The following is a 13,157-nucleotide window of genomic DNA, read 5'->3' as shown; positions in this document are numbered from 1 at the left end:
TCTGCCAAGCGCCTGATGCTGCCGGGTATCGACCCGTATCAGCCAAGTGCTTGAGCCTGCACCTATCTGTATTGTTGACGCGTAATCGAGCCCGGATTGTTCTGCAGTTAGCTCGACAGGAGTGGTTGATGTCGTTGTTCAAGCAGTTGTTTATCGCCATCTGCATGCTGATGTTGGTGAATTTCACCGGCAGTTTTCTGGTCAGTGTCGAGAGCTCGCGCGAGCAACAGGTCAACCAGCTCCGCGCCCATGCTCAGGATGCCGCTACCGCGCTGGGCTTGTCGCTCAGCCCGCATGTCAACGACACCGCGATGATCGAACTGATGGTCAGCTCGATTTTCGACAGTGGTTATTTTGAAAGCATTCGTGTGACCGATCCTGCCACTGGCGAGCTGCTGGTCGAGCGCAGCGGCGTGCCGGTCAGCGGCGAAGCGCCGCAATGGTTCGCCCAACTGGTCGATCTGGAAGCCGCGCAGGGCGATGCAATTGTCAGTGATGGCTGGCGGCAAGCCGCGCAGGTGCAGGTGATCAGCCATCCGCTGTTTGCCGTTAGCAAACTCTGGCAGAGCACTCTGGGCAATCTGCTGTGGCTGACCCTCAGCGGCGTGTTGTGTATTGCTCTGGGCGTGCTGCTGCTCAAACGTCAGTTGCGCCCGCTGGACTATATGGTCGATCAGTCCAATGCCATCGCACGCCGTGAGTTCCTTAGCTTGCCGGAGTTGCCGAAAACCCCCGAGTTTCGCCGGGTGGTCAACGCCATGAACCAGATGGTCGGCAAGCTTAAGGCATTGTTTGCCGAGGAAGCCGCGCGTAGCGAAATGCTGCGAGCCGAAGCCTATCAGGACAGCCTGACCGGGCTGGCCAACCGGCGTTACTTCGATTTGCAGCTGCACGCACGGCTCAACGTTGAGGAGCAGGCCTGCAGCGGCTACCTGCTGTTGCTGAGGGTTAATGACCTGAGCGGCCTCAATCAGCGTTTCGGCGGGCAGCGCACGGATCAGTTGCTGGTCAGCATCGCCGAACAGTTGCAGCTCATCAGCCAGGGGCGTTTTGTTCTGGCGCGCAACCGTGGTGGCGAGTTTGCCTTGCTGGCACCGGGGCTTGCCCGCAGCGACGCGCAACAACTGGCCGAGCAGCTTGAGCAGAGCCTGCACAGCCTGCAGCAGACCGGTGCCAGTGACTGCCTGCCAGTGGCTCACATAGGCCTGACCAGCTTTGCCCCAGGCGCTGCGGAGGATGAGCTGTACCGCGCACTGGATGCCGCCTTGGCGCTAGCCGCCAGCCAGGCCCAGCCTAGCTGGGCGTTCAATGAGTTGGTCGAGCAATCGCTGGCCGTGGACGAGGGGCAAAGTTGGTACAACCTACTGGATCAGGTGCTGGAGCAGGGCCGTATTCAGTTGTTCTTCCAGCCGGTGGTGGCGGCCGACGAACCTGCGCGGGTGCTGCATCACAAGGTATTGGCGCGAGTAATTGATGAGCAGGGCGGGGTGATTCCTGCTGGGCGTTTTCTGCCCTGGGTGGAGCGTTTCGGTTGGGCGGCGCGACTGGATCGGGTCATGCTCGGCCTGGTGCTGACGCAACTGCAAAGTCATTCAGCGGCCGTGGCGCTGAGCCTGTCCGGTAGCACCCTGCGTGAATCGCAGGCGCTGGCGGCGCTGTATGCCCAGTTGCAGCAGCACCGGCATTTGGGCCCGCGTTTGACTCTGGAGCTGGATGAAGACCAGTTACCCGATCAAGCCGTGCTGGAAAGCTTAACCCAGCGTTTGCGTAGTCTGGGTTTCGGCCTCGGTTTGCAGCACTTTGGTGGGCGTTTCAGCATGATCGGCAACCTGGCCAAGCTTGGCCTCGGTTACCTCAAGGTCGATGGCAGCTATATCCGCGATATCGATCAGGAAAACGACAAACGCCTGTTTATTGAAGCCATGCAGCGTGCAGCGAACAGCATTGATCTGCCGCTGATTGCCGAGCGGGTTGAAACCGAAGGGGAATGGCAGGTACTGCGCGCCATGGGTATCAATGGCGTGCAGGGCCGTCTATTTGGTGAGCCGGGACCTTGGCGCTGAGAGCAGCTTTTGTAGGAGCGGGCCATGCCCGCGAACCGTTGTTAGCCTGACGTATCAGGTCTTGGATCAGATCAGTTTCGACTCGTCGTCGTTGATCAGTCGATGCAGGCCACCCAAGGCATCCCGCGCCTTGCTACGGCCGACCAACTTGCCCTGCGCCGCTTCCGGTAGATCAGTGATACGCACCACGCCCTTGCGGATCAGCACGGTAATCAAGTCTTCCAGCACCCGGATCATATCCAGGTCACTCTGCTTGAGCTGCAGCAGGCTGCTTTCTACGCTCTGATTGGCATACCAGGCTTCAGCTTCCTCGCTGTCAGCCAGTAGCTCACCATCCATGCCGTCGAAAGGCGCTGCCTCAACCTGCTGCAAATTGCCCCAGACATCCCGCTTTACATACAACATCGACCGCTCCTTGCCTGTTACACAGTCTGAAAGGAAGGACTCGAAGCCAGCCACCTTTATGCCCTGCCTGCCGCTATATATCAATCGCCAGCATGCACGCCACGGGACTGATTCCGAGCTATTAACCCTCCAATGGGATAGCAGATGCTCTGGTTATATAAACAACAAACCCCGCTACTTAAGGGTAGCGGGCTTAGGTTGATCAGTCCTGATTGGCTTTAACCAGTGTCAGGTCGCCACCTGCGATCAGTGAGCTGATGGTATCGCTGCCGGTAAAGACATTGCCGCCGGCATTCTCCACCTTGATGGTGATATCGGCCGCGCCCCCGTCGCCAAGTTCGCCGCTGGTACTAATCAGTAGCCTGGAACTGTCGGTGTCGAGACGCAGGTAATCGGACAGATCCACCACTTCCAAGTTTATATCCTTGAAGAGGTCGCTAAGGTCGATGACGTCGTCATCAGTGCGGCTGAAGTCCTTGATCTGGTCTGCGCCGAGGTCACCTGCTTGCCAGACAAAGGTATCGGTACCCGCACCACCAAAGAGAATGTCATCGCCCTCGCCGCCAATCAGGATGTCATTGCCTGTGCCGCCGTACAGAGTGTCAACTCCCGTACCACCTTCTAAGCGATCAGAACCCGCGCCACCAAACAACTGATCGTCACCGGCGCCTCCGAGTAGCACGTCGTGGCCACCGCCACCATGCAAGATGTCGTTAGTGCCGCCGCCGATCAGAATTTCATCGGCGTCGGTGCCGTTAATCGTGTTGCCAGCTACATGGAAGATCTCGACCTTGGCACTGTCGGTAGCGTTATTTTCGAGCATCGTGTAATCAAAGCTACCAGCACTGGGGCCGATCGCGCCTTTTACCGAGTTTGCATCGACAGTGAGTACCAGGTTGTAGTCGACGGTGTTACTGGCCTGCAAGCGAATAAAGTATTCACCGGTATCCGTGGCGGTGAACCAGGTGTCCGACGTCGTACCTGTCAATAAGGTGTTGCCGTTAGCATCCAGTACGGTACGCGTCACATTGCTCGAAGGATTACTATTGCTCCCCGAAACGCCATCCACGTCTATGCGGATTCGCTCACCCGCATATAGATACACCTTGACCCAGTCGTGGCCATTGCCGCCACTTTGGAGCTGGCCTCTTAGCACTTGCGTAAAGCCATTGATGCCTGTGTCGACGCTCCAGCCGCTTCCTGATTGGCCTGTGGTGCCGAACTTACTGCGGTCAGTAAAGTCGATGGCATTCTGCTGGTTATTGTTCTGGAGTTGTGAGGTGTCGTCATAGGGGGCTTCGGTTGCCACGCGAATAGCCTGGGCGGGGGCGCCGCTTATATTGGGCGTGAATGTAATCGAGTTGCTGCCGTTTACTGTTCCATTGGTGGCGCCTTGGGTACCGGTGATGCTGGCGCCATTTCCTGCCGCATCGTTATGCAGCAGTGCAGTCTCGGACAGAGTAATACTCTGCCCAGCTTGAGTATTTGTCAGGATCGTGTCGCGGTTGGCGTCGAGATTGGCCCAGTAATCCAGTTCGATTTTGAGGTCGATGCTTCGGGTGTCGCCATCACCATCAGTCGCCACAACATGGAAGACCTCCTCCTCGCCTTGGATGGTTTTCTCTAGTTGCAAGCGATACATGTACTCGCCTGTGGTGAAGTTCACCGTCAACTCACCGCCTTTATTGGTCAGGATGACCTGTGTGTTACCGCTAGCATTGGTGTAGACGGTTCCATCTACCGTGATACTGCTCAGGGAACCTCCGTCAGCTCCAAGCAAAATACCGTTGGTAGAGCCATTACCAGTGAGCATGGACAGGCTGCCCAGTACAACGCCACCATCCACGGTTTCCAGTAGCGTGCTAAGGAGATCGGTTGGATTCTCCAGTTTTACCGCATAGGGCTCGCTGACGCCGTTTGAGTCGTTGGGGTAAGCGATCGGTGTGATGTTGTTAAGTCCAGCCGAGCCAATGCCGATGGCAAAGGAAATGTCGCCATTTGCAGCTACGAAGTCCTGCCATTGGCTAATGCTCGGAACACTGTTATTGCTGATTGCTCCGCCGGAACTTGGGCTGCCATCGGTGATGAAATAGAACAGCGTCTTGTCCGCCGCTGGAGGGGTTCCCCAGCTATTCATTACCTCACTCAAGGCATCGTCGTACTGTGTGCCTCCACCGGCTTGTACTGTATTGATGTAATGGATCGCGTTGGTCTTATCATCGATAAACCAGTCAGATGAGGCGGCGCTATCTGCAAAGTCGACAATCTTGACGTTTACATTGCCCAAACCATCAAACCGGTCAAGCAACTGCGCCAGTGCTTGCTTGGCAATCTCCATTCGTACGGTTGCTGGGTCGAAGTTTGCGTTGCTCGACCAGTTGCCATCGGCATCTTGAGCCATGCTGCCAGAGCGATCGAGCACTATCACCAAGTTATAAGTTGCCGAACCGTCTGCAGCCTGCAGTGTTTGCGTGATGTCACTGCCTGTAGGCGTGTCGTCGACAATGTTGATGACCAGGTTGGCGTTGCTGGACTGCCCTGAGACACTATCTCTTACGACATAGTTGAAGGTAGGGGTATCGTTCACACCCTCGGTTGTGGCTCTGTTAAGGGTATAGGTGTAGGCCCCCGTGTTGGCATTCACCACCAACGTGCCAATGGTATTGCTGATGGTAATGACGCCAGAGACTGGCGTAGTGCCATTAATACTGGTGATCGTAGTGTTCGCGCCAATACCTAGGTCATTGTCGAACAGATTGCCGCTGGCAACTGTGGGAGCCACGCCAGCCTGAGTGCCTGCAGTTTGGCTGCCGCCAGCGGTAAGACCCGCCTCGTAAACGGTGGTGATATCAGCCCCAGCGGCAGGAGTGGCATCTGTGCTGATGGTCAACGTCGCGCTGCTCTGACTTTCGTCGGCATCTTCCAGCGTGTATTCAAATACGTCAGGCGTTACACCGCTGAGATTTGCTTCAGCGATCAAGCCATTTACCAAATATGTCGCCCCGCCCGAAGTAAAGACCAGATACTGATAGTCCTGCGTTGTTGTGATCGTTGCGGTAACAATGTCGTTGTTGTTGCCCCCGACGGTGCCATTGCCGACAAGGTCGCCATTGGCATCATATGCACGCCAGATGGCAGCTTCCGAATTGCCCAATGCAGTCAGGGTGACTTTTGCCGAGTTGCTTTCGAAGCCAAGGTCCAGAACTAGGTTTTCGCCGTTCTGGATACGGGCATTCCCGCTTGACGAACCGCCACTCTCCACTCCAATCCCATCGTCATCGTTGTCGCTTACATCTCGACTAGTCATTCGAGCGGTAGCTGTTCCATTCAGGCTGGCGACGTTGATGCTGTCGATATTCAGTGGGTTGCCGTATAGCTGGTTGGTCTGGGTTTGTCCTCCACCGATACTGTTGGTATCAAACCCGTACACGCCCACCCCTGCCGCAGTCCAGTTGGCTACTATGGTTGCCGTATTGCCATTCGCGACTACGGCGACGCTCTGGTGCGATGAGGTATAGGTATAGCTACCGTTCTGCTGGATGTTCAGGGTGCCATTGTCGGTGACGATCTCCGTACCCGTTTGCGTAACCTCGTAGTCAATACCGTCATAGCGTACAAACTTAACGATGTTCGGAGCATCTGCACTCAGAGTATCGGCCCCCGTAGTAGCAATACCTCCGGTACCCAGAATCACATTGCCCGTAGTCGTTCCGCCAATGCCCACGCTGTCGATATCGGCATTGGCGACCGGAGCGGTGTCGATGATCAGGATGTCCAAGCTCGGGGTGCCGGCTTGGGTATCGCCCTGCGGATCGGTGACTACCACGGCGAAGCTGTCGACGACCGCGCCGGTGCTGTGATCGGTGCTGGTACCGGTCGGGTCGTAGCTGTAGCTGACCACGCCGGTGGCGGCATCGAAGCCGGTGATGGTTAGGGTGCCATTGGTGCCTGGTACGGTCACATTGCTGTTGGCTGAGTTGGCCAGATCAGCGGCGCTGATCACGGTGTTACCCAGGCCCAGGCTGGTCAGACCATCCGGTGCGCTGATGGTGAAGCTGCCGGTGGTGGTGCCGTTTTCCGCGACGTTGAGGTCGGAGGCATCAACCCCCGCGCCATCGTTCGGAATGGTAACGGTCGGTACGCCTTCGCTGGCCCCGGTGACGGTAAAGGTCACGGTGGTGGTGGAGAAGCTGCCGTCACTGTCCTTGAGGGTGTAGCTGAAGGTGTCGGTGACGCTGGCCCCGGCCACCAGGGCCTGGGCCGCTGCGTTGGTGACATAGCTGTAACCGCCGCTGGCATTGACGATCAGAGTGCCATAGATGCCGGCCACGCCAGTGCCACCGAGATTGCCGGTGACTTCAGCGCTGCCGGCATTACCGGCTTGCAGGCCGGTGACAGTGGCAGCATCGGCGCCGAGGGTGTCGGCCGTGGCGTTGGTGCCAGTGACCAGGTTGCCCTCGATCCCGGTGTCGTCTTCGCTGACGGTGCGGGTATCGGCATTGGCGACCGGAGCGGTGTCGATGATCAGGATGTCCAAGCTCGGGGTGCCGGCTTGGGTATCGCCCTGCGGATCGGTGACTACCACGGCGAAGCTGTCGACGACCGCGCCGGTGCTGTGATCGGTGCTGGTACCGGTCGGGTCGTAGCTGTAGCTGACCACGCCGGTGGCGGCATCGAAGCCGGTGATGGTTAGGGTGCCATTGGTGCCTGGTACGGTCACATTGCTGTTGGCTGAGTTGGCCAGATCAGCGGCGCTGATCACGGTGTTACCCAGGCCCAGGCTGGTCAGACCATCCGGTGCGCTGATGGTGAAGCTGCCGGTGGTGGTGCCGTTTTCCGCGACGTTGAGGTCGGAGGCATCAACCCCCGCGCCATCGTTCGGAATGGTAACGGTCGGTACGCCTTCGCTGGCCCCGGTGACGGCAAGGCTTCTATCTTCCCCTGCAACATCATTCAGGCTTTCAACTGCCGAGTTGAGACCTTCAGTAGGGAACCCGATGGTCGGATCCAGCTGCCCACCAACGATATCCAACATCACAAAGCTATGCCCGCCACCTGCGCCGCCGCCGGCATTACCGCCGGCGCCCGGGCCAGCTGCGGTCGCTTCGAGGTCGGTGGTGGGGTCGAAGCCGGCGGCTATGGCTTGTTCCAGCTCGGAAGCAGGTTCTGCTGCGGCTTGTTCGGCCGGCTCTTCACCCGCGGGTGCTTGCCAGTTGCTGCTCTGCGCCACATTGACCAGTTCACCGCTGGCCAGTTGTAAGGTCACTTCGCCACCTAGGCCGGTCAGGATTTGCTCACCCATGAGCAGGCGTTCGCCTTCGAATATCTGCCGCTTTAAGCCGTCGATAGAAACGGCAAATACTTGGCCAACAAGACTTTTGACGATGGCGGCGATATTGCTCATAGATGAAACTCCATGTGTGGGTGCACGGTGAAATTCGTTTAAAGGCTAGCTAAAAAATACGCTAATACGACAATGTTTTGACTTTGTTTTCCGTCATATTTCTGGCTTATTGCTTTATGGAATTAGCAATATGCCAAACTATTGACCGACTGCTCGCGATAATAAACAATGCCGCGCCTGATGTCACTTTGATATTGGATGAAAAAATACTGTGATGTGCGTCACGCTACTCTCGGCAGTTTATGTATCCTGCCGGCCGTTGCGTCAAGCGTGTGACGTTTCGCTGTTCAAGTCGCTAGCCCAGCCTGATAAGGAATTTCACTCAATGCGTTTTCTCGTTCTTGTTCCCCTTGCTTTGGCGGTATCGATGGCTGCCCATGGCCAGACACTTAATGAAGCCATGCAAAGCGCCCTCGAGGTACATCCGGAGATCCAGGCGGGGATCAATGCGCGTTTGTCGGTTGAAGAGCAGATGAACGCGGCCAAGGGCGGTTACCTACCGCAGGTTGATCTGTTGGCCGGCTATGGCCGTGAAGGTACCGACAGTCCGGGTACTCGCGGGCAGAACCACAACACCGAAACCCTGACACGCGGCGAGTCGAGCTTGCGTTTGCAGCAGATGGTATTCGACGGTTTTGCTACCAGCAGTGAAGTCGGCCGCCAACGCGCCACTGTCAATGCCCGCGCCTATGAATTGCTGGGTACTGCCGAGCGCACCGCCCTGACGGTGGCTCAGGTTTATCTGGATGTGCTGACTCGCCAGGAACTGGTGCGTCTGGCCGAGAGCAACTTGGCTAGCCACGAGCGTATCTATGACCAGATCACCCTGCGTAGCCAGAGTGGTGTAGGGCGTAGTGCTGACCTCGACCAGGCTGAAGCGCGCCTGGCCCAGGCCCGCAACAACCTGATCACCGAACAAACCAACCTGGCGGATGCGCAGGTCAATTATTTCAGCGTGGTTGGTCGCGATGCCAACGAGCTGAGCCCACCGGCCAGTCTGGCTGGTCACTTGCCGGTAAGCCTGTCCGCAGCGCGCCAGGAAATGCTCGCCAACAACCCATTCCTGAGTTCGGCCGAAGCCGATGTGCAGGCCAGCGAGCAGCAATACGAAGCGGCCAAGTCGAGCTTCTACCCGCGTTTTGACGCTGAGCTGTCGCGCGGTATGGACAACAATGTCGATGGCGTCAGCGGTCATAGCAACGAGTGGCAGGCGATGCTGCGCATGCGCTACAACCTGTTTGCTGGTGGCAGCAACAAGGCTGATCTGCAGTCTAAGGCCTATCAGACCAACCAGGCCATGGACATCCGCAACAACGCCCTGCGGGTGTTGAATGAAGACCTCGGTCTGGCCTGGAACGCCCTGGAAAATGCTCGCCAGCAGTTGCCGATTGCCCAGCAATACGTTGACTACAGCAGCCGAGTGCGTGAGTCCTACCAGAAGCAGTTCAGCCTGGGCGACCGTACCCTGCTGGATTTGCTCGACAGTGAAAACGAGTTGTTCACCGCCTCGCGCCGTCTTGAGGAAGTGCGTTTCACCGAGCTGTTTACTCAGTACCGGATCAAGGCCACCATGGGCTCCCTGCTCAAGAGCCAGGGTGTAGTCGCGCCGATGGCCGCCGCACCACTGGACGAGATCAAGGCCCAGGTCAATTTGCCGGGCCTGAACTGAGCCCAGTCGTTGATGAGTAAAACCCAGTGGCAGTAGACCCAAGCTCGATGCAAACCCGTAGCGATCCGCGTGATCGCTACGACGATCCTCTGCTCGATAGCCTGCTTTCGTTGTGTGGCCTGCACCAGAAGTCGGTCAGCCGCGCCATGCTCACTGCTGGCTTGCCGTTGCCTGAGCAGCGTTTGAGTGCCGAGTTGCTGCCGCGTGCGGCGGCGCGTGCGGGGTTGCAGGGGCGCTGGTTGCGCCGTGGCCTGGAGAAGATTCCGGCCCTGGCCATGCCGGCCTTGCTGCTGTTGCATGATGGTCGCAGCGCCATTCTGCTGGGTTGGGATGACCAGGGGCGGGCGCGCATCATGCCCAGCGAAAGCGAGGGCGGTGAGGTGCGCGTCAGTGCCGAAGCGCTGGCCGAGGATTACAGCGGGCGGGTATTTTTTGCCCAGCCGCAGCACAAATTCGATTTCAACCGTGGCGAGCTGATCCCGCGCGCCACGTCCTGGTTTCGCGACACGCTCAAGCGTTCGCGCTGGCTGTATATCGATGCCATCGCGGCGAGCTTTCTGATCAACCTGATCGGCTTGGCCACGCCGCTGTTCGTAATGAACGTGTACGACCGCGTGGTGCCCAACCAGGCCGAAGCCACTTTGTGGGTGTTGGCGATTGGCATCACCGGGGTGTTCTTCTTCGATCTGTTGCTGAAGACCCTGCGCGGCCTGTGTCTCGATCTGGCCGGCAAGAAGACCGATCTGATCATCTCCGCAACGCTGTTCGAACGCATTGTCGGCATGGCCATGAAGTTCCGTCCGGCGCGGGTTGGCAGCTTTGCGCAGAACATCCACGAGTTTCAGAGCCTGCGCGACTTTCTTGCCTCGCTGACCCTGGCCAGCGTGATCGACCTGCCGTTTACCCTGTTGATTCTCGCGGTAATCGCCATGATCGGCGGCCATCTGGTGTGGATCCCAGTGCTGGCCTTCCCGCTGGTGGCCTTGATTGGCTGGGCCTTGCAGCGCCCGCTGGCCGAGACCATGCAGCGCACCATGGCCCTGGCCGGTGAGCGCCAGTCGAGCCTGATCGAGAGCCTGGCCGGGCTGGATGCGGTCAAGGTCAATAATGCCGAGAGCGAGCGCCAGTACCTGTGGGAACAGACCATCGGCACCCTCAGCCGCTTGGAGTTGCGTGCGCGCATGCTCTCCAGCCTGGCGATGAACGCCACCATGCTGCTGCAGCAACTGGCAGGTGTGGTGGTGATCGTGCTCGGCGTGTACCAGATCATCGACGGCAACCTGAGCATGGGCGGGCTGATTGCCTGCTACATGCTTAGCAGCCGCGCGCTGGGGCCGTTGACGCAGATTTCCGGTTTGCTCACGCGCTATCAGCAGGCGCGGGTGACGCTTGAATCGGTCAACCAGATGATGGAGCTGCCGCAGGAGCGCCACGCCGATGAGCGCCCGCTCAAGCGCCAGTCGCTGCAGGGGGCGATCGAATTCCGCCAGCTGGAATTTCATTACCCTGAGCAGCAGCAGGCCGCTCTGCTGGGCATCAACATGGTGGTTCGCCCCGGCGAGAAGATTGGCATCATTGGCCGCAGTGGCTCGGGCAAAAGCTCGCTGGCCAAGCTGATTGTCGGCCTGTATCAGCCTGATGCCGGCAGCTTGCTGGTCGATGGCATCGATGTACGCCAACTGGATGTCAGCGATCTGCGGCACAACATTGGCTATGTGCCGCAGGATATTCAGCTGTTCAGCGGCACCCTGCGCGACAACCTGGTATCCGGCGCCCGCTATGTCGAAGACGAGCTGGTGTTGCAGGCCGCCGAGTTGGCTGGCGTGCACGAATTCGCCCGGTTGCACCCGAAAGGCTACGAGTTGCAGGTCGGCGAACGTGGGCAGAACCTCTCCGGCGGTCAGCGGCAGAACGTCGCCCTGGCACGTGCGCTGTTGCTCGACCCGCCGATTCTGCTGCTCGATGAACCGACCAGCGCCATGGACAACACCGGTGAAGAGCGCCTCAAGCAGCGTTTGTCTGCGGTGATCGGCACCAAGACTCTGCTGTTGGTCACTCACCGCGCCTCGATGCTCAGCCTGGTCGACCGGCTGATTATTGTCGACCGTGGGCAGATCATCGCCGACGGGCCGAAAGGTAGCGTGATGGAAGCGCTGAAGAAGGGGCAAATCAGTGTCAGCTAACACGCCCGAGAAAAAGAGCCTGCGTCAGGCTGTTGCCGCTTATTTCGGTAGCCACGATGAGATGGGTGATGAGCCGCTGCCAGAGGTCAACAAAGCGTTGATCGAAGATGCGCCACGGGTGGTGCGGCTGACCATCTGGGGCTTGATCGCCTTTGTGGTCTTCTGTCTGTTGTGGGCCAACTTCGCCGTGGTTGATGAAGTCACTCGTGGCGATGGCAAGGCGATTCCGTCCTCGCGCCTGCAGAAAATCCAGAACCTGGAAGGCGGTATCGTCGCCGAGCTGTTTGTCCGCGAAGGGCAGATTGTTGATGCCGGCGATCCGCTGCTGCGCCTCGATGACACGCGCTTTGCCTCCAACGTCGGTGAAACCGAAGCCGACCGCTTGGCCTTGTTGCTGCGCGTGGAGCGCCTTAGTGCCGAAGTGCAGGACCGCGAACTGGTGGTGACCGATGAGGTCCGCGAGAAGGCGCCTAAGCAGGCGGATAATGAGATTGAGCTGTTCAACAGTCGCAAGCAGCAATTGCTCGATGAAGTGGCCGGCCTAGAAGAGCAACTGATTCAGCGGCAACAGGAGCTGCGAGAGTTTGCTTCCAAGCAGGGGCAGTTCCGCAATAGCCTCAGCCTGCTGCGCCAGGAAGTGCAAATGTCCGAGCCTCTGGTGGCCCAGGGCGCGATTTCCCAGGTGGAAGTGCTGCGCCTCAAGCGCGCCGAAGTGGAAGCGCGCGGCCAGTTGGAGGCCACAACTCTGGCGATACCGCGCGCCGAGTCGGCGATCAAGGAAGTCGAGCGCAAGATTGATGAAACCCGTGGACGTTTCCGCAGTGAGGCGCTGGCTCAGCTCAACGAGGCACGTACCGAGCTGAGTAAAATTCAGTCTTCTGGCAAAGCCCTGGAGGATAGGGTCAACCGTACCTTGGTTACCTCACCCGTGCGCGGTATCGTCAAACAGTTGCTGGTCACCACCATCGGTGGGGTGATTCAGCCTGGCAGCGACCTGGTGGAGATCGTGCCGCTGGGTGAGAACCTGCTGGTTGAGGCGCGGATTCGTCCGCAGGACATTGCCTTCCTGCATCCGGGCCAGGAAGCGATGGTCAAGTTCACGGCCTATGACTACACCATCTACGGCGGGCTCAAGGCCGAGCTGGAACAGATCGGCGCCGACACCGTGACTGACGATGATGGCAACAGCTTTTACGTGATCAAGCTGCGCACCAACAAGAGCCACTTGGGCACCGAGGAAAAGCCGCTGCTGATCATTCCTGGCATGGTTGCGTCGGTGGATATCATCACCGGCAAGAAGAGTGTGCTCAGCTACCTGCTCAAACCGATTATCCGCGCCCGCAGCGAGGCGTTGCGCGAGCGCTAGGTGCTAGGTTCTGTCCACAAAAAGCCGCAGCTAGCTGCGGCTTTTTGCTGTCTGCGGGTTAACTGCT

At 58.5% G+C, this 13,157-nt stretch carries 6 protein-coding genes; 4 read left to right on the top strand and 2 right to left on the bottom strand.

What is annotated here, in order from left to right; all coding sequences use genetic code 11:
• The first annotated feature begins 128 nt into the window (after positions 1-128).
• Positions 129-2,063 (top strand): cyclic di-GMP receptor LapD, encoded by a 1,935-nt coding sequence (gene lapD, locus HBN63_RS01160; RefSeq protein WP_170048070.1) that lies wholly within the window; start codon positions 129-131, stop codon positions 2,061-2,063.
• A gap of 66 nt (positions 2,064-2,129) precedes the next feature.
• On the opposite strand, the gene HBN63_RS01155 is transcribed toward lapD, so the two are convergent.
• Entirely contained in the window at positions 2,130-2,468 is a 339-nt protein-coding gene (locus HBN63_RS01155; RefSeq protein WP_170048069.1) for a tryptophan synthase subunit beta, read from the bottom strand.
• 202 nt (positions 2,469-2,670) lie between these two features.
• Positions 2,671-7,872, bottom strand: a complete 5,202-nt coding sequence (locus tag HBN63_RS01150) for a retention module-containing protein (RefSeq protein WP_170048068.1) — start codon at positions 7,870-7,872, stop codon at positions 2,671-2,673.
• Between the two features lie 325 nt (positions 7,873-8,197).
• Here HBN63_RS01150 and HBN63_RS01145 point away from each other — a divergent pair, with 325 nt between their 5' ends.
• The 3 genes from HBN63_RS01145 (at position 8,198) to HBN63_RS01135 (ending at position 13,090) form a co-directional block, all read left to right on the top strand.
• Positions 8,198-9,541 carry a TolC family outer membrane protein gene (locus tag HBN63_RS01145; RefSeq protein ID WP_170048067.1) on the top strand — a complete coding sequence of 448 codons (1,344 nt, stop codon included), beginning with the start codon at positions 8,198-8,200 and terminating at the stop codon, positions 9,539-9,541.
• A 47-nt stretch (positions 9,542-9,588) separates the two neighbouring features.
• Positions 9,589-11,724, top strand: coding sequence for a type I secretion system permease/ATPase (locus HBN63_RS01140; RefSeq protein WP_170048066.1), 2,136 nt, complete (start codon positions 9,589-9,591; stop codon positions 11,722-11,724).
• Between the two features lie 61 nt (positions 11,725-11,785).
• A complete protein-coding gene (locus HBN63_RS01135) occupies positions 11,786-13,090 on the top strand; it encodes an HlyD family type I secretion periplasmic adaptor subunit (RefSeq protein WP_170048251.1) in 1,305 nt (434 codons plus the stop codon).
• Positions 13,091-13,157 lie beyond the last annotated feature (67 nt).

Origin of the sequence: Pseudomonas sp. WS 5011 (genome assembly GCF_012985775.1) — a bacterium.
Classification (GTDB): domain Bacteria; phylum Pseudomonadota; class Gammaproteobacteria; order Pseudomonadales; family Pseudomonadaceae; genus Aquipseudomonas; species Aquipseudomonas peli.
This window is presented reverse-complemented; position numbering and strand designations above follow the sequence as displayed.